The sequence below is a fragment of the Acidovorax sp. 93 genome (assembly GCF_003633835.1).
In the GTDB taxonomy this organism is placed as follows: Bacteria; Pseudomonadota; Gammaproteobacteria; order Burkholderiales; family Burkholderiaceae_C; genus Acidovorax; species Acidovorax facilis.
This window is the reverse complement of the sequence record NZ_RBIT01000001.1, coordinates 546,344-572,394: the sequence shown is the minus strand read 5'-3', so window position 1 is coordinate 572,394 and position 26,051 is coordinate 546,344. Positions and strand designations below refer to the sequence as shown.

The window sequence follows — 26,051 nt, the reverse complement described above, 5'->3', positions numbered from 1 at the left end:
CCGGCAGCAAGGGCTTGCCACGCAAGGCGGCGTACCGGGGCAAGGACTCCATCACTGCAAACCATTTAATCGCCTCCCTGAAAGGCACCACGGTACGGGTGCCATGGCCGGCATGGTCGCATGCACTGGCTGTGGGCAGGCTTAAGAAGTGGTTCAACATCTATTGGGGAGCGCCATCCGGCGGCGCTCCGGACGGCCCATCCGACGCTCCACGGGCCACAGAGATCCCGGCCACGCAGCCCCATGGATCTGCATGCGGCAGGCCGTTGGCGGGCGACCCAACCGCCGTTCGAGGTTCGTCTTGCGCCCACGGAATCAACCAACCCACTCGCCCTGGGAGGGGCGGTGGATTGCATTTTTTCGCGCAAGTCCGATGGAGTTACTCGATGTTCAACCGCTGCGCCGCCTTGTTCACCTTTTTGGGCAGGTTCAGCGTCAGCACACCGTTGTCGTATTTGGCCTTGGCTTGTGCAGCGTCCACATCGGCGGGCAACTGGAAGCTGCGGGCCACCGCGCCGTAGTAGCGCTCCGAGCGCAGCACCTTCTCGCCTTCGCGCTTTTCATCGTGCTGGCGCACCTCGGCGCGCAGGCTGACCACATTGCCTTCAAGCGAGACATGGATGTCTTCCTTGGCCACGCCGGGCACTTCGGCCAACACGGTGTAGCCGTCCTCGGTTTCCTTCACGTCCACCTTGATCTGGCCGGGGCTGGGCAGGTTGTCGCCGTGCAGCGGGCGCACGTAAAAGCCCGGTGCAATGTCCTTGAAGAAGTCGTCAAACAGACTGCCGCGTGTCACAAGAGAGTTCATGGTTTTGCTCCTGAAAAGGGGTTGAGACAAACAACTGGGCCTGCGCAGGAGGGCGGGCCCCTGAGAAGGTGTGAACGAACCCCACATGCCCGCACATCCCGCCAAAACGCTCCCGCTCGCTGTTGCAAATGCTCGCCATGGCCCGAGCTATGGCTGCGCTTTGCGCCTATATCGGAAACGTTTTGGCAGCCTGGTCGGGCACGCGGGGCTCATTCACACCTTCTGGCTCCAAGATAGGCGCAGCCTTTCGGCACTTCAAGAGGATGCAAAACGCAAGGTTGACCTGCATCAAACGCTGCTGGGACCAGCCCCTGCGGCCACAATGCAGGCCATGCTTGCATTGCTCCGCACCTTCTCCTGGCAGGACCTGCGCCACCACCCCTGGCGCAGCGCTGCGGCGGTGGCGGCGGTGATGCTGGGCGTGGCGCTGGCGTTTGCGGTGCATGTGATCAATGCGTCGGCGCTGGACGAGTTTTCGCAGGCGGTGCGCGCCGTCAACGGTCAGCCCGACCTGGAATTGCGCGCCATGCAGGGCGATCTGCCCGAGGCGTTGTATGGGCAGCTTGCCACGCACCCCCAGGTGGCGCGCGCCAGCCCGCTGCTGGAGCTGTCGGCCGTGGCGCGAGCCCTGCGGCCGCAGCCAGGTGCTGCAAGCGTGCCCTCCCCCACCAGCGCCCCGCTGCGCGTGCTGGGCGTGGACGCCCTGCTGCTGCCCACCATGGCGCCCGCGCTTATGCCACGGCCTTGGGCGGGCGCTGACCGGCTGGCCCTTTTTGCACCGGCCACGGTGTTCCTCAATGCGGCGGCGTTGCAGGCACTGGGTCTGCCCACCACGCCCACCTCATCGACCGAACCGGCACCGCAACTCCTGCTGCAGGCCGGGATGCAGCAATGGCCGGTGCAGGCGGCGGGCACGGTGGCCGCCGGGGGCGCACCCCTGGCGGTGATGGACATCGGTGCGGCGCAGGATCTGTTCGGCCGCGCGGGCCAGCTCAGCGGCATCGACCTGCAGCTGCAGCCGGGCACAGACCGCAGCGCGTGGGAGCAGGCCGTGCGCGCGCTGCCCGGCTGGCCGTCGCAGGTGGTGTTTGCGCAGCCGGGCGACGCGGCGCAGCGCATCAGCAATCTGTCGCGCGCCTACCGCGTGAACCTCACGGTGCTGGCGCTAGTGGCCTTGTTCACGGGCGCATTTCTGGTGTTCTCGGTGCTGGCGCTCAGCGTGGCGCAGCGTGCGCCGCAGTTTGCGCTGCTGGCCGTGCTGGGCGCCACACCGCGCCAGCGCCTGGCGCTGGTGCTGGCCGAATCCGCCATGCTGGGCCTGGTGGGCAGCGCCGCCGGCATCGCCCTGGGCACGGCCCTGGCCGCTGCCGCGCTGCGCCTGCTGGGGGGCGACCTGGGCGGTGGCTACTTTGCGGGCGTACAGCCCGTACTGCAGTGGAGCGCACCGGCGGCCCTGGTCTACGGCGCACTGGGTGTGCTGGCTGCACTGGTGGGGGGCTGGTGGCCCGCGCGCGCCGCGCAGACACTGCCGCCCGCGCAAACCTTGAAAGGCCTGGGCACCGTGTCCAGCCAGGCGGGCAAAGGCTGGATAGGTATTATTTTGATAGCTATTGGCGCTGTACTGACGAGCGCTCCGCCCATTTTTGGCATACCACTTGCCGCGTACCTGGCCATCGGCCTGCTGCTGGTGGGCGGCATTGTCGTACTGCCCTGGGCCATGGCCTGGCTGTTGCACCACCTGCAGCCGCTGGCCGCACGCCACACCCTGTCGCTGCTGGCACTGGAGCGCGCGCGGCGCATGCGTGGCACGGCAGCTATCGCAGTGGGCGGCGTGGTAGCCAGCCTGAGCCTGGCCGTCGCACTGACGGTGATGGTGTCGAGCTTTCGCGGCTCGGTCACGCAGTGGCTGGACGCAGTGCTGCCATCGCCCCTGTATGTGCGCTCGGCCCTGGGTGTGCCGGGCAGCGAGGCTGCACTGCTGCCTGCGGGCTTCGCCGAATCCGTCGCGCAATTACCTGGACTGGCGCGTGTGCAAGCCCTGCGCGCGAGCCCGCTGCAGCTGGATGCCACGCGCCCCGCGCTCACGGTCATCAGCCGCCCACTGGGTAACGATCCGGCGCAAAGTCTGCCACTGGTGGGCGAGGCCCTGCGCGTGCCCGCGGGGCGCACTGGCGTCTACATCAGCGAGGCGGTGGTGGACCTGTATGGGCTACGCCCTGGTATGGAGTGGCCTGCACTTTCTGATGCTTTTAGCCCCCTGGCGCTTGATAGACAAGCGCAACCAGCTATCTTTTATATAGCAGGCGTATGGCGCGACTACGCCCGGCAGTCGGGCGCCGTGGCCATGGACCGCACCGTATGGCTGCGCCTGACCGGCGATGCCCGCACCAGCGACCTGGCGCTGTGGCCCGCCGAGGGAGCAGACATCGCAGCGTTGCAGGATTCGATCCGCGCAGTGGCAGCCGCGCAGGCGGGCCGTGTGCCCAAGGCCCGGGAGAGCGCCAGCGCGGTGGACGGGGCCCTGGTGGAGTTCGTCTCCGCAGGCGCTATCCGTGAACGGTCGCTGCGCATCTTCGACCGCAGCTTTGCCGTCACCTACTGGCTACAGGCCGTGGCCATCGGCATCGGCCTGTTTGGTGTGGCCGCCAGCTTCAGCGCCCAAATCCTCGCGCGCCGCAAGGAGTTCGGCCTGCTCGCCCACCTGGGCCTCACGCGGCGCCAGATCCTGGCTGTGGTGGCCGGCGAAGGCGCCGCCTGGACGGGCGTGGGCGCGGCCGCAGGCTTGCTGCTGGGCCTTGGCGTATCGGTGGTACTGGTGCACGTGGTCAACCCGCAGAGCTTTCACTGGACCATGGACCTCAGCCTGCCTGCCGGGCGGCTGCTGGGCTTGTGCGTGGCCGTGGTCGCATCGGGCACCTTCACGGCGTGGCTTGCAGGGCGGGCTGCGGCGGGGCGGGATGCGGTGATGGCTGTGAAGGAAGACTGGTAGCCAGCGGAACACAGCCCCGCAACGGCCCACCAGGCCCATGCAACAAATTGGTGCAGACACGTCACACCGACCAAATTTTGTTTGCAAATTGCAAACTCTTTCACGAAGATAGTAAACACGCTACAAAAATCATCGCGCTGTAACCAGCACACAGGCCGCAGGCATCCGCCCGAAACGCGCCTCACTGTGGTGCAGCGTTTGCCTGATCAACGAGGGAAAATCCAATGCAACGAAAGATTTCACGCCTTTTGGCCGGTTGTGCCATGGCCTTGTGCTTGTGCGCCCCTGCGGCAGCGCAAATTGTCATTCCACCCGGCGCCTCGCTGGACGCTCCAAGTGGCTCCATCGTTGATTTGAGCTGTAGCACCGTGGATATGCAAGGCACGCTCAACATCGGTGGCACGCTGAGTGTAGACAGCGACGTTACCTTCGGCTCCAGTGCCATCGTCTCCGGCAGCAACGGGATCATCTCGGTGGGTGGCAATCTCTCCGCCACAGGCCCCATCGACACCGGCAACAACACAGTGGTGCTGCGCGACGGCTGCATCGGCAACACCAGCCAGATCAGTGGCAATTTCGTGTTCCAGAACCTGACCTTGTCCAGCACCACGGGCCGCACCTTTGTCATCCCCGCAGGCGCCAACATCACCGTGCTGGGCACCCTGACCCTGCAAGGAGCGCCCGGTCAAAACATCCAGCTGGTCTCCTCGGGCGGCGGCACTGCCGTCATCAACCTGGGCCCCGGCGCAACGGTCACCCGCAACAACGCCACTGTCAATGGCGGCGTGCAAATCGGCGGCGCGGCAGCAGCCACCAACATTCCAACTTTGAGCGAATACGGCCTCATGCTGATGGCATTGTTGATGGGCTTGGCAGCCTTGTGGCACCAACGCCGTGCCCCAAGCGCAACGGGCAATCGACGCATCTGAAACTGCCGGAACCAGGAGTTTTCATCCATGAAGTCATCGTTTCATCCTCTGCGTCTGATCTGCGCCCTGAGTGCTGTCTATGCGCTGCACACGCCCCTGGCCCTGGCTGCCGATATCAGCTTCACCCCGCCCAGCGGCGGCGGTTTTGTGATCAAGAGCCCGGGCGGTGCCCAGGAACGGTTTCGTGTGCAGGGCACTGGCGAGGTCACCGTCCCCGGCTTGAACGGGGCCCCCACCGCCAACAACCTCACCTGCTTTGATGGCGCCGGGCGCCTCGGGCCTTGTGCGGCAGGTATTGGCTCTGGCGCCACCGGTGCCACCGGTGCCACAGGCCCCACCGGGGCGACCGGTGCAACAGGCGTGACCGGCCCCACCGGTGCCACAGGTACCACAGGTACTGCTGGTGTTACTGGCGCCACCGGCCCGACAGGTGCCACTGGAGCGACCGGCGCTTCGGGCACCGGTGCCACGGGCGCAACAGGCGCCACCGGGGCCACGGGCGCTACCGGTGTGACGGGCCCCACGGGGGTCACAGGTGCAACGGGCGCCACGGGTGCAGACAGCACCGTACAAGGACCTACAGGCCCTACAGGGGCTCAAGGCCTCCAGGGCATTCCTGGGCCTACCGGCGCTACCGGTGCCGACAGCACCGTGCCCGGGCCAACTGGGACCACCGGCGCAACGGGTGCTACTGGAGCGACTGGTGCTACTGGCGCCACTGGGGTTGCTGGACCACTGACGCTGACTACGGTCACCAACACTGGATCATGGCCCGCAAATACCGGCCCGGTCTCTCTGACTGCGACTTGCACGGCAGGAAAAACAGTGGTCAGTGGGGGATGCCGTATTTCGTTAAACGCCGTAGACCATTATTTAGGGGGGAACTATCCAGCGGCGACTGACCAGTGGACCTGTGAGATCAGTGTTTTTGCCACTCCGGCTGAAGCCACGGCCTACGCCATCTGCCAGTAGTTGAAGACCATCCCCATCGCGTAACGCACACGGGGCATGGATGCAACAACGCACATGTCCCGGCCAACGCAGGGGATGGAATGTTTTTGTGATGGGCAGTGCCCTCGATATGGCGCACCAGGCTCCATCACGGCTCCACCTGCTTTTGCGACTGTCAGAAAGCACAGGCCTGCACCATTGGTTGCTGCCTGACTTGGCATTGTCTCGCCACGCCCCCCCAGAATTTCATCCTCTAGCAACACCCTCAACCCGCACGGCGCACCATGAAATCCACCTACCAACCGCACCACCTGTTCGCAGTGCTGGGAGCCGCCTACGCACTGCACACGCCGCTGGCCCTGGCGGCGGACTTGTCCTTCACGGTCCCCAGCGGTGGCGGGTTTGTGGTCAAGAGCCCCGGCGGCCAGGAACGGTTTCGCGTGCAGGACAGTGGCGAGGTGCGTGCACCCGGTCTGAGTGGTGCCACACCCAACACCAGCCTCACCTGCTTTGATGGCGCCACAGGTCGCCTGGGCCCTTGTGCAGCGGGTATTGGATCTGGCGCCACGGGCGCCACCGGCCCGACAGGTGCCACTGGAGCGACCGGCGCTTCGGGCACCGGTGCCACGGGCGCAACAGGCGCCACCGGGGCCACGGGCGCTACCGGTGTGACGGGCCCCACGGGGGTCACAGGTGCAACGGGCGCCACGGGTGCAGACAGCACCGTACAAGGACCTACAGGCCCTACAGGGGCTCAAGGCCTCCAGGGCATTCCTGGGCCTACCGGCGCTACCGGTGCCGACAGCACCGTGCCCGGGCCAACCGGGACTACCGGCGCAACGGGTTCTACTGGAGCTACTGGAGCTACTGGCGCCACCGGGGCTGCGGGCTCGTCAGGTGGTGGGCTATTCGTTCAAGACAACAACGGCGTCAACCTTGGCACTGTCATCGACATGTCCGTCAGCAGCCAGTCGTTTGTGGCCTTCCTGACATCGACAAAGCACTACGTCAAACTGCGCTTCAACGGAGCGATTCAGAACGAATCTTCTATTTACTTTACTTCGGCGGACTGCACAGGTACGCCCTATGGCGGCAGCGGTGGAACTGCGGGCAATCCACGTTTTGCCAAGACCGTGGTCTATCGGACAACAGGACAGCTTTATACCCTTGCAAACCCCGACGCCAATGGTTTAGCCACTCCCGTTCCACAAGCCACGCTAGGTATCACTGTTGCCTCCATTGAAGACAGCACCTCCGGTGCTTGCTCTTCGTCGGCCTCTACCCAACACATGTTCCCGCTCACCTTAGTGACGCCGGCAGCGGTAGGGTTGCCAGCCAACGTTGCAGTGCCGCTCTCGTTCGGCCCTTGAGTGCAAGACTTGAGTGGTCACACCCCTCAGGGACTTTTCGACCCACCCCCCTCTTCTGAGTCTTACCAACCATGAAGACCAAATACAAAACTCTCTCCTTGGTGACCGCCCTGGGTGTGGTCTACGCGTACACGTCGCTGGCCCTGGCGGCGGACTTGTCCTTCACGGTACCCAGCGGTGGTGGGTTTGTTGTCAAGAGCCCGGGCGGTGCCCAGGAACGGTTTCGTGTGCAGGGCACTGGCGAGGTCACCGTCCCCGGCCTGAACGCTGCCCCCACCGCCAACAACCTCACCTGCTTTGATGGCGCCGGGCGCCTCGGGCCTTGTGCGGCAGGTATCGGATCTGGCGCCACGGGTGCCACAGGCCCCACCGGGCCAACCGGCGTAACGGGTTCATCCGGCCCCACCGGGGTCACTGGCGCCGCAGGAGCTACAGGCGCAACCGGCGTCACAGGCCCAACAGGTGCCACAGGGGCTACTGGCGCTTCTGGTACCGGTGCCACGGGCGCAACAGGAGCGACCGGCGCGACGGGGGCTACTGGGGTCACCGGACCAACGGGTGCCACCGGTGCCGACAGCACCGTGCAGGGGCCTACGGGGCCTCAAGGTATCCAGGGCATTCAAGGGCCTGTCGGCCCTACCGGGGCAGACAGCACCGTGCCCGGGCCACAGGGGAACACCGGTGCAACTGGCGCCACAGGGCCTGCGGGACCTATGGGGGCGACCGGGGCGACGGGGCCGGCAGGAGCAGGAGGGTATCGCTGGCAGAGCATCCTGGCGTCCACTGCAACCAGCACGTCGGGCTACATGAATGGCGCCGCTGTCATCGCAGGTGCCAGTTTTTTTGCAATGCCCTCAAGCTGCACCATCGGCAATGTCAACGTGCGGACCGCCAACCCCTTCCCCGCACTAACAGCAACTTTGCTCAAAGGCAACGGCTTTGTGGCACCCAGTGCTGTCAGCTCCTGTGCCGGCGCACCTTGCACTATCGCGGCAAACCAAGCGTTTAATGCAGGCGATTCTTTCGCAGTCACATTGGATGCTGGCGGTGCTCAGCTCGGAACCACAAGCGGTGGGCTTTCCGTTGAATTTTCGTGCCAGTAGCAGTGAGTGGTGCATTCGTGGCAGCCACTTACACCGATGTATGAAGACTGACGAGTACTCGCCCCAACACAGTCTCTTTCTGTAGTAACCCCCTCAGCCAGCACTGCACACCATGAAGCCCAGATCCACAAAGCCCACGTTCCAACCGCACTATCTGTTCGCTGTGCTGGGAGCCGCCTGCACACTGCACACGCCGCTGGCCCTGGCGGCGGATTTATCCTTCACGGTCCCCAGCGGTGGCGGGTTTGTGGTCAAGAGCCCCGGCGGCCAGGAACGGTTTCGCGTGCAAGACAGTGGCGAGGTGCGTGCATCCGGTCTGAGTGGTGCCACACCCAACACCAACCTCACGTGCTTTGATAGCGCCACAGGTCGCCTGGGTCCTTGTGCGGCAGGTATTGGCTCTGGCGCCACCGGTGCCACCGGTGCCACAGGCCCCACCGGGGCGACCGGTGCAACAGGCGTGACCGGCCCCACCGGTGCCACAGGTACCACAGGTACTGCTGGTGTTACTGGCGCCACCGGCCCGACAGGTGCCACTGGAGCGACCGGCGCTTCGGGCACCGGTGCCACGGGCGCAACAGGCGCCACCGGGGCCACGGGCGCTACCGGTGTGACGGGCCCCACGGGGGTCACAGGTGCAACGGGCGCCACGGGTGCAGACAGCACCGTACAAGGACCTACAGGCCCTACAGGGGCTCAAGGCCTCCAGGGCATTCCTGGGCCTACCGGCGCTACCGGTGCCGACAGCACCGTGCCCGGGCCAACTGGGACCACCGGCGCAACGGGTGCTACTGGAGCGACTGGAGCGACTGGCGCCACTGGGGCCGCAGGCGGCGGAGGCGGCGGCATCCTGTTCGGCACCGCGGCGATCATGCCAGCGACGACCGACTCGGCCGCTTTTGTGCCTTTTGGCATCGGAGGCATTTCTGGCGGCAATTTTGACTATTCGCGGTGCCTGTTCACTGCAGGGTCGGCCTGCCCCATCGACCCAACGGTGTTCGCCAATGCCTCGTCCCCAGCCTTTGCGACCTGCACCACCACAAAGCTGCACGTGAGAAACTACACGGCCGTGCCAACGATTCCCCTGACCGTGACGCTCTATAAGAACGGAGCCTCGACGGGTCTGAGTTGCACGGTGGGCGCTACACCTGCAGCCACCTGCACCAGCACCACGGCGGTGGCCCTCTTGCCCACTGACAATATTGCGCTGCAGATGAGCACAACCAACGTTGGCGGCTTTACCTCTGGGGGAAGCGCGATCGAAGGAACCGCCATCAGCGCCGTGCATTGCGAGTGATTCAAGAGGCCGACCCCGGCATAACCGGCCCCAGTCAATGCGATCCGTAGCTTTCTGGTTGCTTGCTTGCAGATAGGATGGAGACACCGCCCCCGCGAGAGGACAACTGGCGGGGACCGCGCAGACTGCCAACACCGGCCTGCGCGCAATCTGCCGGGGTCCGGATTCCCCGCCTCTAAAGCCCACGCTGAAGACCTATGCGACACATGCCCCCCGTCGTGCTCAACATGATCATCAAGAACGAGGCCCCGGTGATCACCCGGTGCCTCGCGTCGGTCAAGCCCTGGATAGACCACTGGGTCATCGTGGACACGGGCTCCACCGATGGCACGCAGGACATCGTCCGCGAGTTCATGCACGACGTTCCCGGTACCCTGTTCGAGCGCCCCTGGAAGAACTTTGCGCACAACCGCAACGAAGCACTGGAGCTGGCACGCCCCTATGGCGGCTACCTGCTCTTCATTGATGCCGACGAGCAACTGCGTGTGCCGCCCGACTTTTCCTGGCCCGCGCTCTCGGCCGACGGCTACACCCTGACCTGCCACATGGACGGCTGGGAATACCAGCGCAACAGCCTGATTACCACACGCATCGGCTGGCACTGGGAGGGCGTGCTGCACGAGTACCTGACCGCCAAGCAGCACGGCCCCTGGCAGACGCTGCAGGGGCCGGTCATTCACGTCTCCCATGATGGCGCCCGTGCACGCGACCCGGAGACTTACCTGCGCGACATGGCCTTGCTGGAGCAGGCCGTGCGGGACGACCCCACCAACACGCGCAACGTGTTCTACCTGGCCCAGAGCTGCCGCGATGCCGGGAAGATCGAGCCCAGCTTGTTGTGGTACCAGCGCCGGGTGGACATGGGGGGCTGGGAAGAAGAGCGCTGGTACGCCCTGTTCCAGATCGCCGTGCTGCACGAGCGCAACCAGGCCCCCACCTCCATCGTGCGCGAGGCCTATCTGGCCGCCTACGCAGCCCGCCCCCAGCGGGCTGAACCGCTGTGCGAACTGGCCCGCTACCACCGCGAACGTGGCGAACATGCGCTCGCCACGGTGTTTGCGCTGCAGGCGTCGCAGATTGCGCAACCCGCAGACATTCTTTTTGTGGACACACAGGTGTACGCCTGGCGTGCACTGGACGAGCTGGCCGTCAGTGCCTTCTACACCCCCCACCGTGATCTGGGCCGTGCCGCGCTGCAGCGGCTGCTGGCCGAACGCCGCTACCCTGAGGCACAAGCCCAGCGCATAGAGGCCAACCAGGCGTTCTACGGGCTTTGACCACCCTGGTGACCCGATGAGGGCTGCGACAATGCAGCCCATGCAGAAACAGCCCTCCGCTTCTCCCTGGCTCCACGAAGCCATCGCCCGCATCGAAGCCGACTACCAGCGCAGCGCCGACACGCACCTGATCCCACTGCGCCTGCCTGCCTTTGCCGTGCATGGCATTGACTTGTACCTCAAGGACGAATCCACCCACCCCACAGGCAGCCTCAAGCACAGGCTGGCACGGTCGCTGTTTCTGTATGCACTGTGCAATGGCTGGGTGCATGAGGGCTCGACCATCGTCGAATCGTCCAGCGGCTCCACCGCAGTGAGCGAAGCCTACTTTGCGCGGCTGCTAGGGCTGCCGTTTGTGGCGGTGATGCCGCGCACCACGTCACCCGAAAAAATTGCGCAAATCGAGTTCCATGGCGGGCGTTGCCACTTCGTGGACAGCGCGGGCGCGGTGTACGACGCGGCCCGCACCATTGCCGCCGAAACCGGCGGCCACTACATGGACCAGTTCACCTATGCCGAGCGGGCCACCGACTGGCGCGGCAACAACAACATTGCCGAAAGCATGTTCACGCAGATGGCGCGCGAGCCGCACCCGGTGCCGCGCTGGATTGTGGTGGGCGCGGGCACGGGCGGCACCAGCGCCACCATTGGCCGCTATGTGCGCTACCAGCGCCATGCCACGCAGGTGTGTGTGGCCGACCCGGCGGGTTCGGTGTTCAGCGCCTACCACCGCACAGGCGATGCCGCGCTGACAGCGCCGGGCTCACGCATCGAGGGCATCGGCCGGCCGCGTGTGGAGCCGAGCTTTATCCGCACGCTGGTGGACCGCATGGTGGATGTGGCGGACTGCGAATCGGTTGCTGCCATGCGCGCGCTGTCGCAGTTGCTGGGACGGCGTGTGGGGCCGTCCACGGGCACCAACTTTGTAGCCATGCTCACGCTGGCCAGCGAGATGCGCGAGCGGGGCGAGCGCGGCTCCATCCTGTCTCTGCTGTGCGATGCGGGCGAGCGCTACCTGCCCACGTACTTCGACACCGACTGGGTGGACCGCACGTTTGGCGATTGCTCGGCGGCGCAGCAGAAGGTGGATGCGTTGATGGGCTGAGCGCCCTGCCCCGTCCCGCAATTCCATCCCGTACCTTGACCCCCACACCATGCACAGCTCCACACGCCGCCAGTGGCTGATGGGGGCCAGCCTGCAGGCAGCCGGGCTGGGTGCGCTGCTCTGGCCGGGTGCGGCGCAAGCACTGCCCGCGCGCGCTCTGGCCTTTCCGCGCGACCACGGCAGCCACCCGGAGCTGCGCACTGAGTGGTGGTACATCACCGGCCATGTGCAGGCGCTGGGCCTGCCGTGGGGGTTTCAGCTCACGTTCTTCCGGTCGCGGGTGGATGCCACGCAGGGCCTGCAATCGGCGTTTGCGGCCAAGCAGCTGCTGTTTGCGCATGCGGCCATCACCGACGTGAAAGGCCAGCGCCTGCGGCACGACCAGCGCATTGCGCGTGCGGGTTTTGGCGTGGCGCAGGCCAGCGAAGCGGACACGCGCATCCGGCTGCAGGACTGGACGCTGGAGCGCAGTGATGTGCCGGGCAGCACTCCCGGTGAGGCGCCGCGCAGCCGCTACACCACGCGCATCACCGGCAGCGAGCTGGGGCTAGAGCTGCAGTTCGACAGCACGCAGCCCGTGCTGCTGCAAGGCCAGCAAGGCCTGTCGCGCAAGGGGCCGGAAGCGACGCAGGCGAGCTACTACTACAGCCAGCCGCAGCTGGCCGTGAGCGGGCACCTGACAGTGGCGGGCCGCCGCATGGCGGTCGAGCCTGGCACCGGCCGCGCGTGGATGGACCACGAGTGGAGCGAGGCGCTGATGCACCCCGAGGCCCAGGGCTGGGACTGGATCGGCATGAACCTGGCCGATGGCAGCGCGCTCACGGCCTTCCGCCTGCGGCGCGCGGATGGGTCTGCGCTGTGGGCCGGAGGGTCGTGGCGGGCACCAGGGCAGGCCGCGCAGGTGTTTGGTGCGCAGGCCGTGGTCTTCACCCCGCTGCGCACCTGGGCCAGCCCGCACAGCGGCGCGCGCTACCCGGTGCAGTGGCGGGTGCTGACGCCGGTGGGGCAGTTTGAGGTGCGCGCGCTGTTGGACAACCAGGAGCTGGACAGCAGTGGGTCCAGCGGCGCGATTTATTGGGAGGGGCTGTCCGACCTGCTGGACGGCAGCGGACAGCCCGTGGGCCGGGGCTATCTGGAGATGACCGGATATGCAAAGCCGCTGCGCCTGTAAGGGCGGAAGCGGCTTTTTGAGCAGCATCCAGGTAGCAGCCCGCCGTTGCGGGCCATGACGGGGTCAGTGCTTGGCAGTGTTGCCCGCGCGGCGCTGTGCCAGCCAGGCAATGATTTCGCCCATGATGCCCCGGCGGAAGGCCAGCACGCAGATCACGAAGATCAGCCCCGTGACCATGGTGACGGATTCGCCCAGGGTCTTGAACCACTCCACGCTGGTCAGCGCCGCCAGCAGGTTGCCGAATTCACCGATCTTGTTTTCGAGCAGAACCACCACGGCCGAGCCGATGAGCGGGCCCGACAGTGTGCCCAGGCCGCCCACCAGCGTCATCAGGATGACCTGACCCGAGGCCGTCCAGTGCACGTCCGACAGCGTGGCAAAGCCGAGCACAAGCGTCTTGAGGGAGCCCGCCAGCCCCGCCAGCGCAGCCGACAGCACAAAGGCCAGCAGCTTGAAGCGGTGTGTGTCGTACCCCAGAGAGATTGCGCGGGGCTCGTTCTCTTTGATTCCCTTGAGCACCTGGCCGAACGGCGAGTGGATGGTGCGCACGATAACGAGGAACGCAGCCACCACGATGACCAGCGCCACGTAGTACATGACCAGATCGTCCTTCAGATCGATCAGGCCAAAGAGCTTGCCGCGCGGCACGCCCTGCAAGCCGTCTTCACCCCCGGTGAAGGGGGCTTGCAAGCACACAAAGAACAGCATCTGGGCCAGCGCCAGCGTGATCATTGAAAAATAAATGCCCTGGCGGCGGATGGCCAGCCAGCCAAACAGCAGGCCTAGCAAAGCCCCCCCGGCCGTGCCCAGCAGCAGGCCCACCTCGGGCGTGAGGCCCCACACCTTGATGGCATGCCCCGCCACGTAGGCCGCCCCGCCCAAAAATGCTGCATGCCCGAATGACAGCAGGCCGGTGTAGCCCAGCAGCAGGTTGAACGCCGAAGCAAACAGTGCAAAGCACATGAGCTTCATCACAAAGATGGGATATGCACCAAGGAAGGGGGCGGCAATCAGGCCCAGCAGTAGCAGGCCGTAGCCGATGGTGGCAGTGTTCTTGAGATTCATGCTGGCTGCCCCTTATTTTTCTTTGCCGAACAGGCCGGCGGGGCGGATGAGGAGAACGATGACCATGATGACAAACACCACGGTGGACGATGCTTCGGGATAGAAGACCTTGGTGAAGCCTTCGATGACGCCCAGGCCCAGCCCGGTCAGGATGGAGCCCATGATGGAGCCCATGCCGCCAATCACCACCACGGCAAACACCACGATGATGAGGTTCTGGCCCATGAGCGGCGTGACCTGGTAGACCGGGGCCGCCAGCACGCCAGCGAAGGCAGCCAGCGCGGCGCCAAAGGCGTAGGTCAGGGTCACCATCACGGGCACGTTGATGCCGAAAGCTTCCACCAGGCGTGGGTTTTCAGTGCCAGCGCGCAGATAAGCGCCGAGCTTGGTCTTCTCGATCACATACCAGGTGGCAAGGCACACCACCACCGAGGCCACCACCACCCAGGCCCGGTAGTTGGGCAGGATCATGAAGCCCAGGTTGGTCGCGCCTTCCAGCAGCTCAGGGGTGTCATAGCCCAGGCCCGACACGCCATAGATGGAGCGGAACACGCCTTCAATCAGCAAGGTGAGTCCGAGCGTGAGCAGCAGGCCATAAAGATGGTCGAGCTTGTAGATCCAGCGCAGCAGCAGGCGTTCGATCAACACCCCGAACAAGCCCACCACCAGCGGCGCCAGCACCAGCATCCACCAATAGTTGATGCCGAAGTAGTTCATCGCCATCCAGGTCATCAGGGCGCCCGTCATGAACAGCGCCCCGTGGGCGAAGTTGATGACGTTGAGCAGGCCAAAGATCACGGCCAGGCCGAGACTGAGGATGGCGTAGAACGACCCATTGACCAGCCCCAGAAGGAGCTGGCTCAACAGGCCCGGCAATGAGACACCAAAAATTTCCATGGGAGGCTGCGGCAGGTGGAGGGGGTTCAGGTCAGGGGGCACAACGCGCCAGGCCAGCCCATCTGGGCGGCTGAGCGCGTTGAGTCCAGCTCAGGGCTTTACTTCCAGAGCGCGCACTTGCTCTCAGCCTTGGTGGTGAACACCGTGTCGCCGGGCAGCTTCTTGACGAGCTTGTAGTAGTCCCAGGGCTTGGTGGACTCCGAAGGCTTCTTCACTTCCATCAGGTACATGTCATGCACGTAACGGCCATCGGGGCGCAGCTGGCCCGACGCAAAGAAGTCGTTCATCTTCATGCCGCGCCATGTGGCCATGACCTTGTCGGCATCCACCGTCTTGGCTGCTTCCACGGCCTTGAGGTAGTTCATCGTGGCGGAGTAATCGGCCGCCTGGATTTCGGTAGGCATGCGCTTGGTCTTCTCGAAGAAACGCGCGGCAAACTTGCGCGTGTCGTCGTTCAGATCCCAGTACCAGCTGGTGGTGAATTGCAGGCCTTCGGTGTTGCGCAGGCCCAGGCTGTGCACGTCGCTGATGAAGATCAGCAGACCCGCCAGCTTCATGCTCTTGCCAATCCCGAACTCCTTGGCAGCCTTGATGGCGTTGATGGTGTCGCCGCCAGCATTGGCGAGACCCAGAATCTGTGCCTTGGAGTTCTGCGCCTGCAACAGGAAGGACGAGAAGTCGGACGCGTTGAGCGGGTGGCGCACGGTGCCCACCACGGTGCCGCCCTTGGCCTTGACCACCGTGCTGGTATCGGCTTCGAGTGCATGGCCGAACGCATAGTCTGCCGTGAGGAAGTACCAGGACTTGCCGCCGGTATCCACGATGGCCGAACCCGTGCCCTTGGCCAACGCCACGGTGTCATAGGCATAGTGCACGGTGTAGGGCGTGCACTGGTCGTTGGTCAGCGCCGAACTGGCGGCGCCGTTGTTGATGTACACACGTTTCTTTTCGGCCGCCACCTTGGCCGATGCCAGGGCCGTGCCAGAGTTGGTGCCACCAAACAGCATGGTCAGGCCCTGGGTGTCGATCCACTCGCGGGCCTTGGAAGCCGCGATGTCGGCCTTGTTCTGGTGGTCTGCGGTGAGCAGCTCGATGGGCATGCCCAGCACCTTGCCGCCAAAATCATCAATCGCCATCTGGATGGCCACCGCACCGTTCTTGCCCTCCACGTCGGCGTACAGGCTGGACATGTCGGTGATGAAGCCGATCTTGACCTTGTCTTGCGCATGCGCGGCCGAGGTGGCCAGGCCAGCGGCGCCCAGCACCAGTGCCAGCGTTTTGAGTTTGTTCTTCATGGATTGTCTCCTGTGGGTGTGGTTGAAGAAAACGGGAAGCAAGACTTCGGGGCGCGTTCAAACGCCCAGCAGTTCGGTGAGCACGGGCATCTTTTCTTCCAGCTCCGACGCGCCGAATTTTTCGACGATGCGGCCGTGCTCCATGACATAAAAGCGGTCGGCGAGCGGTGCGGCAAAGCGGAAGTTCTGCTCGACCATGACCACGGTGTAGCCTTTCTCGCGCAGCATCATGATCATGCGGGCCAAGGCCTGCACGATGACCGGCGCCAGGCCCTCGGAAATCTCGTCGAGCAGCAGCAACTTGGCGCCAGTGCGCAGAATGCGGGCCACGGCCAGCATCTGCTGTTCGCCGCCCGACAGGCGTGTGCCCTGGCTGTTCTTGCGCTCGGCCAGGTTGGGGAACATGGCATAGATCTCCTGCACCGACATGCCGGGCGTGCCGGTCTTCAGTGCCGGGGGCAGGAGCAGGTTTTCTTCGCACGACAGGCTGGAGAAGATGCCGCGCTCTTCCGGGCAGTAGCCCACGCCCAGGTGCGCAATGCGGTGCGTGGCCATGTGGATGGTCTCCACACCATGGATCTTGACCGAGCCCTTGCGCGCACCGGTCAGGCCCATGATGGCGCGCATGGTGGTGGTGCGGCCCGCGCCGTTGCGGCCCAGCAGCGTGACCACCTCGCCGGGCTGCACAACGATGTCCACACCATGGAGCACGTGCGACTCGCCGTACCAGGCTTCAAGGTTCTTGATTTCGAGGGCGGGAGCGGCAGCCATCAATGCGCTCCTTGGAGTTGACCGTCGGTGGTGCCCATGTAGGCTTCCATGACCTGTGGGTTGTTCGAAACTTCTTCGTAGGGCCCTTCGGCCAGCACTGCGCCGCGCTGCAGCACAGTGATGCGGTCCGCAATGGTGGAGACGACCTTCATGTTGTGCTCGACCATCAGGATGGTGCGACCGGCAGAGACCTTTTTGATCAGCTGGGTGACGCGGTCCACGTCTTCGTGGCCCATGCCCTGGGTGGGCTCGTCCAGCAGCATCAGCTCGGGTTCCATGGCCAGTGTGGTGGCGATCTCCAGCGCGCGCTTGCGGCCGTACGGCAGGTTGACCGTCACTTCGTCGGCCAAGTCTTCCAGGCCCACTTCTGTCAACAACTGCATCGCGCGGTCGTCCAGTTGCGACAGGGTGCGCTCGCTGCGCCAGAAGTGGAACGAGGTGCCCAGCTTGCGCTGCAGGCCCAGGCGCACGTTCTCCATCAGCGTGAGGTGGGGGAACACCGCCGAGATCTGGAACGAGCGGATGACGCCGCGGCGCGCGATCTGTGCGGGCTGCTCTCGCGTGATGTCGTGCCCGTTGAACCGGATGGTGCCCGAGGTGGGCGTGAGAAACTTGGTCAGCAGGTTGAAACACGTGGTCTTGCCTGCGCCGTTGGGGCCGATCAGCGCATGGATGGAGCCCCGGCGGACGGCCAGATTCACATCGCTGACGGCGGTGAAGCCCTTGAACTCTTTGGTCAGGCTGTGGGTTTCAAGAATGACGTCGCTCATTGCGCCTGGGTCGCTCCGTTGGGTGCTGGGGAAAGAAGCCTTGGCCAGCAAGGTCCTCATGCATGCGTTGTGATCGCAGTGCATCGTATGCCCCCCTACCCCGCAGTAGATACTGGGACTAATGCCTATGTATAAACGCCTACGCTTTCGGACATCGTTACCTGCGGCGGCGCCCATGGCAACGGTGCACAGGCACGGCATCGCCCGCCCTTGCTGGTTTTGGAGGCGATACCCCGCACAAAGCGGTCTGTGGCTCGCCCCCGCTCACGCGTCAGCCCGCCAGGCAGAACACTGACTTTTTTCTTACATCTTGTCTTGCCAGTGCCACGATGGCGCGCCCAGCGGCGCATGGACGGTCCCTCTACACTGACCCCCATGGCTTCCACCCCCACTCAACCCTCCAGCGGCGCCCCACGGTCCCTGACGGGCCTCCTTCCCTTTCTGCGACCGTACCGCGCACGCATCGCGCTGTCGGTGGTGTTCCTGGTACTGGCAGCGCTTGCCACCCTGGCCTTCCCCCTGGCCTTGCGCAACCTGGTCGATGGTGGCCTGGTGAACCCCGACAAGGGGGCCCAAACCATGGCACTGCGCAATCATTTCGAGGCGCTGTTTGCCGTGGCGGTGGCACTGGGGGTGTTCTCCGCCGCGCGGTTTTACATGGTGAGCTGGCTGGGCGAGCGGGTGACCGCCGACCTGCGCAACGCGGTATACGGCCATGTGCTGCAACAAAGCCCGCAGTTCTTTGAGACCACCCAGACCGGCGAAGTGCTGTCGCGCCTGACCACCGACACCACGCTGGTACAGACCGTCGTCGGCTCCTCCCTGTCGATGGGGCTGCGCAACGCCGTGATGGGGGTCGGGGCGCTGGCCATGCTGGTGTGGACCAACCCCTACGTCATGTCGGTGGTCATGGTGGCCGTGGTGCTGGTGGTGCTACCCACCATGTGGATCGGCAGGCGCGTGCGGCGCCTGTCGCGCGACAGCCAGGACCGGGTGGCCGATTCCAGCGCCATCGCGGCCGAGGTGCTCAATGCCGTGCCGGTGGTGCAAAGTTACACGGCAGAACCCCGCGAGACCACCCGCTTCATGCAGGCCACCGAGAACGCGTTCCAGGTCGCCATCAAGCGCACCGGGGCCCGCGCCCTGCTCGTGGCCTTCTCATCATCATTGCAAACGCCGCACTGCTGCTCTGGGGGCTGTACCGGGGCACGGAGGCGGTGTTGGCGGGCAAGATGACAGCCGGGCATCTGGGGCAGACCGTGGTGTATGTGATCTTGCTGGCCGGTGCCGTGGCCGTGCTGGGCGAGGTCTATGGCGATCTGCTGCGCGCTGCGGGCGCCACGGAGCGGCTGATGGAATTGCTCGCGACCCGATCGCCCGTGGCAGACCCGATCGCGCCGCAGGACCTGCCTGTATCGGAACGGGGGCTGGAGGTGGAGTTTGAGAACGTGTGGTTCCACTACCCCTCGCGCCCCGACCAGCCCGCGCTGCACGACTTTACGCTGCACCTGGCGCCGGGCGAAACGGTGGCGCTGGTGGGCGCCAGCGGCGCGGGCAAAACCACGGTGTTCCAGCTGCTGCAGCGCTTTTACGACGTGGACACCGAGGTACAGGGCCAACCCCAGGGCGCCATCCGCCTTAACGGTGTGGACATCCGCCAACTGCGCCTGGAAACCCTGCGCTTGCACACGGGCACCGTGCCGCAGGACGCCGTGATTTTCTCGGCATCGGCCATGGACAACATCCGCTACGGGCGCCCCCAGGCGACAGACGAAGAAGTCATGGCAGCCACACGTGCAGCCTTTGCACACGACTTCATCATGGCGCTGCCCGAGGGCTATGGCACTTTCCTGGGTGAACGGGGCGTGCGGCTGTCCGGCGGCCAGCGACAGCGCATTGCCATTGCCCGGGCCATGCTCAAAAACCCGCCCCTGCTCCTGCTAGACGAAGCCACCAGCGCGCTGGACGCAGAGAGCGAACGCATGGTGCAGGCGGCGTTGGATACCGCCATGCAGCGCCACACAGGTCGGCGCACCACGCTGGTCATTGCCCACAGGCTGGCCACGGTGCAGAACGCGGACCGCATCGTGGTGCTGGAACATGGGCGCATCGTTGAGCAAGGCACCCACACGGCCCTGCTGGCGCAAGGCGGCGTCTATGCCCGCCTGGCGGCGTTGCAGTTCACGGTGTAACGCCCGCACTGTCACATCGCGGCCAGCAGTGGGGGTTTACGGAGGGTTTCCGGCTAATCCCAGGCCGCCTGTCATATTGATATCAAATTGATAGCAATACTGTCTTACCTATCAAGCGCCAGCAGCCTAAAACATTCAGTATTTTGGCCCCAAGCATCGATGGCCTACTGGAGCGTTTCCTTGGCGGCGGCGGGCAGAGGCAAGGGCATGACGGCGATCCCCTCCTCCAGCAACTCCATCGCCTCATCCGGAGTGGCCTGCCCGCGAATCGCGCGCTCCTGCACCTCACCGTGGTGTATGCGCCGAGCCTCCTGCGCAAAGCGCGCACCCACATCCTCGGTATTCGCGACGATCTTGCGGGCAAGGTCCAGCCAGGCCGCCTGTAATGCGGGGGGAAGTGCGGGAGGGTTTCCGACCTGGAGACTGCCGCCCTCGGGTGCGGCAGATGGGGTAAGCACGGCTGACGGCGCAGCTGGCTCGCGCGCCCCCAGGTTCAGCCGGGGAGCACTCAAGCGTTTTTCAATGTGATCGTCCGCGCACAGCGGGCATTGCACCAATCCACGTTGCTTCTGGCCCTGGAAATCGTCTTCCGACGCGAACCAGCCTTCAAAGACATGGCCCTGCCGGCATTGGAGATCAAGCACCTTCATGGAAAACCTTGGGCACGCCGGCCATCAGCCATGGCGGCGCAGCAGGTAACGGTAGACAAAACCTGGAAAGGCGAGTGTGAGGAACAGCGTCCCTGTGATCGCATAGAACTCCCAGCCTTGCGAAGCAATCTGCCCGGCCCTGCGTTCCAGCAACAGCGCCAAGCCACCCACCAGAAAGTACAGCAGGATCAGCTCGCCCAGGCGGCCCACCAGCGGCTTTCTCGGATTGGACTGCGGCCCCACCGCCAGCCAGCGGTGGTTGACAAAAGGCAGGTTGGCAGCAATGAACGCTGCCACGATGACCAGCCAGACGGACCCGGTTAGCGACACAGGAACAGCAGGCAGTGGGGAAGGCTTAGGTGGCCAGCGCGCGCACGACAGCGTCAGCGCAAAGGGCCATCAAGCCGCCGGGCAGAAGGCCCAGCACCAGCAGGAGCGCGCCGTTAAGGGTCAGCACCACACGCACATCCGCCGGGGCGGACACGTTCGAGGCCGTCAACGGTGCGTCGAAGTACATGACCTTCACCACCCGCAGGTAGTAGAAGGCGCCGATCAGCGACATGATCACCGCGAACACCGCCATCGCGATGTACAGGGTCTGGCCTGAGGCCACCAACGCCTGCAGCACGGCCAGCTTGGCGTAGAAACCCACGAGCGGCGGAATACCGGCCATCGAGAACAGGCAGACGGCCATCACACCGGCGTACAGGGGGCTACGCTGGTTGAGGCCGGCAAAGTCCGAAATTTCCTCGCTTTCGAAGCCTTCGCGGGCCAGCAGCAAGATCACGCCAAAGGCTGCCAGCGTGGTGAGCACATAGGTCACCACGTAGAACATCGAGGCGCTGTAGGCGTTCTCAACGGCCGTAGCATCCACATTGCCGTTCACCACACCCGACATCAGACCCAGCAGCACAAAGCCCATTTGCGAGATGGTGGAGTACGCCAGCATGCGCTTGAGGTTGGTCTGCGCGATGGCGGCCAGATTACCCACGAGCAGTGAGCCAATCGCCAGCACTGCCAGCATTTGCTGCCAGTCGATGGCCAAGGGCAACAACCCGTCCACCAGCAGGCGGATGGTGATGGCAAACGCTGCCAGCTTGGGCGCGCCACCGATCATGAGCGTGACCGCCGTGGGAGCACCCTGGTAGACGTCGGGAATCCACATGTGGAAAGGCACGACACCCAGTTTGAAGGCCAGGCCGGCCACCACGAACACGAGGCCGAAAACCAGCACCTGGTGGCGAATCTGGCCCGAATTGACGGCCTTGAACACCTGACCGATATCGAGCGAACCCGTGGCACCGTAGATCATGGACAGGCCGTACAGCAGGAAGCCGCTGGCCATGGCGCCAAGCACGAAATACTTCATGGCCGCTTCTGTGGCCGTGGCATTGTCACGGCGCAGGGCCACAAGCGCGTAGCTCGACAGGGTCAGCAGCTCCAGGCCCAGGTAGATCACGAGGAAGTTGTTGCCCGAGATCATGATGAACATGCCCAGCAGCGCAAACATCGACAAGGTGAACATCTCGCCGCCACGCATCATGCCGCGATCTGCCGCGTAGGGTCGGGCATAGACCAGCGTGATCATCATGGCCACCGTGGCGAAGCACTTGAGCCAGTTGCCCATGGCATCGCTCACCACCATGTTGCCAAACCCATAGAAGGTGTTGCCGCTGCTGGCGTACATGGCCTGCAATCCAGCCACCACGGCGAGCGTGAGCAGGGTGAGCACGTAGGTGGCGGTGCGGCGGGCGCTGTGCACGCCCAGGTCGACCAGCGCGATCACGCAGGCCATGGTCAACAGCACGATTTCGGGGTAAATCGCGAGCCAGCTGATGTTGTCAATCATCTTCTTGAATCTCTTAGTTCAGCTTGGACAGCGCAACATGCTTGAGCAGTTCCGCCACCGAGGTGTCCATCACGTCCGTGAACGGACGGGGATACAGGCCCATGGCCAGTACGGCAATGCCTAGCAAGGCAAGCACCAGGAATTCGCGGCTGTCGATGTCGGTCAGGCCCTTGACGTTGTCATTGCCCACTGGCCCCAGGTATACGCGCTTGAACATCCACAGCGTGTAGGCGGCACCAAAGATCAGCGCAGTGGCGGCGGCCAGACCGATCCAGAAGTTGGCCTTGACAGCACCAAGGATCACCATCCACTCGCCCACAAAGCCGGCAGTGCCTGGAAGGCCGCAATTGGCCATCGCAAACAGCAGCGCAAAGGCCGTGAAGTTGGGCATGGTGTTGACCACACCGCCGTAAGCGGCGATTTCACGCGAATGCACGCGGTCATACAGCACGCCAATGGACAGGAACATCGCGCCCGAGACAAAGCCGTGGGCAATCATCTGCACCAGACCGCCAGACACGCCCAGATCGTTGAAGATAAAGAAGCCCAGCGTCACAAAGCCCATGTGCGCCACCGACGAATACGCCACCAGTTTCTTCATGTCCTTCTGGACCATGGCCACCAGACCCACATAGATCACGGCAATCAGCGACAGGGCAATCATCAGCCAAGCCCACTCGCGCGAGGCATCGGGGGCGATGGGCATGGAGAAACGCAGGAAGCCGTATGCGCCCAGCTTCAGCATGATGGCTGCCAGCACGGCAGAGCCTCCGGTGGGCGCCTCCACGTGCACGTCGGGCAGCCAGGTGTGCACCGGCCACATCGGCACCTTCACAGCAAACGCCGCAAAGAAGGCAAAGAACAGCAGCGTCTGCGCCGTACGGCTCAGCGGCAACTGGTGCCACGTGGCAATGTCGAAGCTGCCGCCCGACTGGTTGTAAAGGAAGATCAGCGCGATCAGCATCAGCAGCGAACCGAGCAGCGTATACAGGAAGAACTTGAACGCCGCGTAGATCTTGTTGGGGCCACCCCAGATACCGATGATCAGGTACATCGGAATCAGCGTGGCTTCGAAGAACACGTAGAACAGCATGCCGTCCAACGCCGTGAATACGCCAATCATGAGGCCCGACAGGATCAGGAAAGCCCCCATGTACTGGTTGACGCGCTCGGTGATGGACTCCCAGGAAGCCACCACGACGATGACCGTGATGAATGCCGTCAGCGGCACGAACCAGAACGAGATGCCATCCACACCCAGGTGATAGTGGATGTTGAAGCGTTCGATCCAGGCTGCCTTTTCGACAAACTGCATCGCCGCCGTGCCCAGCTGGAACCCATCGTACAGGGGTAACGTCACCAGGAAGCCAACCACGGCCCCCACCAGCGCCAGCCACCGCACCGCGCGGGCATGCTCATCCCGCCCAATGGCCAGCAGCAGTACACCGAAGGCAATCGGTGCCCAGATTGCAAGACTCAACAGACCCATTTGTTGTTTTCCTTATTTGATGAGCTGCAACAGAGCATCGCCCCAGACAAACCAGGTCATCAGCGCGAAGACACCCAGGATCATCACCAGCGCGTAGTGGAAGATAAATCCCGACTGCATCCAGCGCACGATGCCGGAAACTCCACGCACCAACTTCCAAGAGCCGTTCACGAGAGCGCCGTCGATGATGGCCTGATCGCCTACCTTCCACAGCCCGACACCCAGCGCACGAGCACCACGGGCGAGGATGTTCTCGTTGATCCAATCGAGGTAATACTTGTTCTCCAGCAAGGTGTAGAGCGGCTGGACACGTGCCTTGATACCCGCAGGCAGCGCAGGATTGACCATGTACATGTAGTACGAAGCAGCGACCCCCGCCAAAGCAAGCCAGAAAGGCGCTGTCTGCAGACCATGCAGTGCCATCCCCACCGGGCCGTGGAAGATTTCCGCCAGCTTCGCCATGGCCGGGTGCTTGGCCGCATCGACAAAGATCACGTCCTTGAAGAAGTCACCAAACAGCATGGGCTGGATGAACATGAAGCCCACCACCACCGAAGGAATGGCCAGCAGCACCAGCGGCACCGTCACAACCCAGGGGGATTCGTGTGGCTTGGCATCGTGCCCGTGGTGATCATCATGACCATGGTGGTCGTCATGGTGCGCATCCGGGTTCTGGTCGTAGCGCTCCTTGCCATGGAAGACCAGGAAATACATGCGGAACGAATAGAACGCCGTGATGAACACACCTGCGAGCACGGCAAAGTGCGCCAAACCGGCTGCGGGCAGTTGGCTGAAGTGCACGGCCTCAATGATGCTGTCCTTGGAGTAGAAGCCCGAGAACAGCGGTGTACCGATCAACGCCAGCGAACCCAGCAGTGAGGTGATCCAGGTGATGGGCATGTACTTGCGCACGCCGCCCATCCAGCGGATGTCCTGGTTGTGGTGCATGCCCATGATGACCGAGCCGGCCCCGAGGAACAGCAGCGCCTTGAAGAACGCGTGGGTCATCAGGTGGAACACGGCCACCGAGTAAGCCGATGCGCCCAGCGCTACGGTCATATAACCCAGCTGCGACAGCGTGGAATAAGCCACCACACGCTTGATGTCGTTCTGGATGATGCCCAGGAATCCCATGAACAACGCCGTGATGGCACCAATCACGAGGATGAAATTCAGGGCCGTATCAGACAGTTCAAACAGGGGCGACATGCGCGCCACCATGAAAATGCCCGCGGTCACCATGGTTGCCGCGTGGATCAGCGCCGAGATAGGGGTTGGACCTTCCATCGAGTCGGGCAACCACACGTGCAGCGGGAACTGGGCCGACTTGCCCATCGCACCAATGAACAAGCAGATGCAGATCACGGTGATCAGCATCCAGTCGGTGCCGGGGAATGGCAGACCACCCAGCTCACCCGTCTTCGCGAACACTTCGCCGTAGTTCAACGTGCCAGCGTAAGCTGCGATCAAGCCAATGCCCAGGATGAAACCGAAGTCGCCCACCCGGTTGACCAGAAAGGCCTTCATGTTGGCGAAGATCGCCGAAGGCTTGTTGAACCAGAAGCCGATCAGCAGGTAAGACACCAGGCCCACGGCTTCCCAACCGAAGAACAGCTGCAGCAGGTTGTTGCTCATCACCAGCATCAGCATGGAGAACGTGAACAACGAGATGTAGGCGAAGAAACGGTTGTAGCCGTCGTCCTCTTCCATGTAGCCAATGGTGTAGATGTGCACCATCAGCGACACGAAGGTCACCACGACCATCATCATGGCGGTGAGGCTGTCCACCAGGAAGCCCACTTCCATCTTCAGACCACCAACAACCATCCAGGTGTACAGCGTCTCGTTAAAACGCGCGCCATCGATCGCAACGCTCTTGAGCGTCATCGCAGACAACACGAACGCCACGAGCACGCCCAGGATCGTCAGGGTATGGCTCAGGCGTCGGCCTATCCAGTTACCACCAAAGGTCGTACCAAAGATGCCGGCCAGCAAAGCACCCGCCAGCGGAGCCAGTGGCACGGCCAGGAGCGTTGAAGCAGAGAGGGTTTGACTCATTCTTGAGAACCTTGG

Annotated in this window: 19 protein-coding genes and 1 pseudogene; 9 read left to right on the top strand and 11 right to left on the bottom strand. The window is 64.0% G+C overall.

All coding sequences use genetic code 11. The features are described 5' to 3' along the window. Positions 1-379: 379 nt before the first annotated feature. Positions 380-808 (bottom strand): Hsp20/alpha crystallin family protein, encoded by a 429-nt coding sequence (locus C8C93_RS02605; protein WP_055393269.1) that lies wholly within the window; start codon positions 806-808, stop codon positions 380-382. A gap of 322 nt (positions 809-1,130) precedes the next feature. Between C8C93_RS02605 and C8C93_RS02600 the strand changes: the two genes are divergently transcribed. From C8C93_RS02600 to C8C93_RS02560, 8 genes are all read left to right on the top strand, one after another. Beyond that, a complete protein-coding gene (locus C8C93_RS02600; RefSeq protein WP_121505814.1) occupies positions 1,131-3,797 on the top strand; it encodes an ABC transporter permease in 2,667 nt (888 codons plus the stop codon). A gap of 374 nt (positions 3,798-4,171) precedes the next feature. Next, entirely contained in the window at positions 4,172-4,726 is a 555-nt protein-coding gene (locus C8C93_RS02595) for an IPTL-CTERM sorting domain-containing protein (protein WP_233559567.1), read from the top strand. 27 nt (positions 4,727-4,753) lie between these two features. Continuing rightward, entirely contained in the window at positions 4,754-5,698 is a 945-nt protein-coding gene (locus tag C8C93_RS25600; protein ID WP_121505812.1) for a collagen-like protein, read from the top strand. 263 nt (positions 5,699-5,961) lie between these two features. Beyond that, positions 5,962-7,047, top strand: a complete 1,086-nt coding sequence (locus C8C93_RS25595) for a hypothetical protein (RefSeq protein WP_305000484.1) — start codon at positions 5,962-5,964, stop codon at positions 7,045-7,047. A gap of 1,215 nt (positions 7,048-8,262) precedes the next feature. Then, entirely contained in the window at positions 8,263-9,447 is a 1,185-nt protein-coding gene (locus tag C8C93_RS25590; RefSeq protein WP_147433718.1) for a hypothetical protein, read from the top strand. A gap of 206 nt (positions 9,448-9,653) precedes the next feature. After that, complete coding sequence (locus tag C8C93_RS02570) at positions 9,654-10,724, top strand: glycosyltransferase (protein WP_121505811.1); 1,071 nt, start codon at positions 9,654-9,656, stop codon at positions 10,722-10,724. Between the two features lie 31 nt (positions 10,725-10,755). Next, positions 10,756-11,829 (top strand): PLP-dependent cysteine synthase family protein, encoded by a 1,074-nt coding sequence (locus C8C93_RS02565; RefSeq protein WP_199727079.1) that lies wholly within the window; start codon positions 10,756-10,758, stop codon positions 11,827-11,829. A gap of 49 nt (positions 11,830-11,878) precedes the next feature. Then, positions 11,879-13,000, top strand: coding sequence for a lipocalin-like domain-containing protein (locus C8C93_RS02560; RefSeq protein WP_121505810.1), 1,122 nt, complete (start codon positions 11,879-11,881; stop codon positions 12,998-13,000). 63 nt (positions 13,001-13,063) lie between these two features. Here the strand turns inward: C8C93_RS02560 and C8C93_RS02555 are convergent, their stop codons facing one another. The 5 genes from C8C93_RS02555 to C8C93_RS02535 all read right to left on the bottom strand — a co-directional run bounded on the left by C8C93_RS02555 (position 13,064) and on the right by C8C93_RS02535 (position 17,798). Continuing rightward, the gene (locus C8C93_RS02555) at positions 13,064-14,065 is read right to left on the bottom strand and encodes a branched-chain amino acid ABC transporter permease (protein WP_055393257.1); all 1,002 of its coding nucleotides are present in this window, start codon (positions 14,063-14,065) and stop codon (positions 13,064-13,066) included. A 12-nt stretch (positions 14,066-14,077) separates the two neighbouring features. Continuing rightward, positions 14,078-14,962 (bottom strand): branched-chain amino acid ABC transporter permease, encoded by an 885-nt coding sequence (locus C8C93_RS02550; RefSeq protein WP_010463953.1) that lies wholly within the window; start codon positions 14,960-14,962, stop codon positions 14,078-14,080. A 98-nt stretch (positions 14,963-15,060) separates the two neighbouring features. Further along, positions 15,061-16,257: an ABC transporter substrate-binding protein gene (locus C8C93_RS02545; protein WP_055393256.1), complete on the bottom strand. Its 1,197-nt coding sequence runs from the start codon at positions 16,255-16,257 to the stop codon at positions 15,061-15,063. 57 nt (positions 16,258-16,314) lie between these two features. After that, on the bottom strand, positions 16,315-17,028 hold the full coding sequence (locus C8C93_RS02540) for an ABC transporter ATP-binding protein (protein WP_055393254.1): 714 nt from the start codon (positions 17,026-17,028) through the stop codon (positions 16,315-16,317). Next, entirely contained in the window at positions 17,028-17,798 is a 771-nt protein-coding gene (locus C8C93_RS02535) for an ABC transporter ATP-binding protein (RefSeq protein ID WP_055393252.1), read from the bottom strand. Before C8C93_RS02535 ends, C8C93_RS02540 begins: the two co-directional genes overlap by 1 nt. 375 nt (positions 17,799-18,173) lie before the next feature. Here C8C93_RS02535 and C8C93_RS02530 point away from each other — a divergent pair. Beyond that, positions 18,174-19,990: pseudogene (locus tag C8C93_RS02530) on the top strand (ABC transporter transmembrane domain-containing protein). A 164-nt stretch (positions 19,991-20,154) separates the two neighbouring features. On the opposite strand, the gene C8C93_RS02525 reads toward C8C93_RS02530, so the two are convergent. Genes C8C93_RS02525 through nuoL form a run of 5 tightly spaced genes read right to left on the bottom strand, consistent with a single transcriptional unit; the run spans position 20,155 to position 26,036 of the window. Continuing rightward, the gene (locus C8C93_RS02525) at positions 20,155-20,640 is read right to left on the bottom strand and encodes a DUF1178 family protein (protein ID WP_121505809.1); all 486 of its coding nucleotides are present in this window, start codon (positions 20,638-20,640) and stop codon (positions 20,155-20,157) included. 24 nt (positions 20,641-20,664) lie between these two features. After that, positions 20,665-20,970: a DUF2818 family protein gene (locus C8C93_RS02520; RefSeq protein WP_055393246.1), complete on the bottom strand. Its 306-nt coding sequence runs from the start codon at positions 20,968-20,970 to the stop codon at positions 20,665-20,667. A gap of 25 nt (positions 20,971-20,995) precedes the next feature. Further along, positions 20,996-22,489 carry an NADH-quinone oxidoreductase subunit NuoN gene (nuoN, locus tag C8C93_RS02515; protein WP_055393244.1) on the bottom strand — a complete coding sequence of 498 codons (1,494 nt, stop codon included), beginning with the start codon at positions 22,487-22,489 and terminating at the stop codon, positions 20,996-20,998. A 13-nt stretch (positions 22,490-22,502) separates the two neighbouring features. Beyond that, positions 22,503-23,978, bottom strand: a complete 1,476-nt coding sequence (locus tag C8C93_RS02510; protein ID WP_055393242.1) for an NADH-quinone oxidoreductase subunit M — start codon at positions 23,976-23,978, stop codon at positions 22,503-22,505. 12 nt (positions 23,979-23,990) lie between these two features. Next, on the bottom strand, positions 23,991-26,036 hold the full coding sequence (gene nuoL, locus C8C93_RS02505; RefSeq protein WP_121505808.1) for an NADH-quinone oxidoreductase subunit L: 2,046 nt from the start codon (positions 26,034-26,036) through the stop codon (positions 23,991-23,993). Positions 26,037-26,051: the final 15 nt, after the last annotated feature.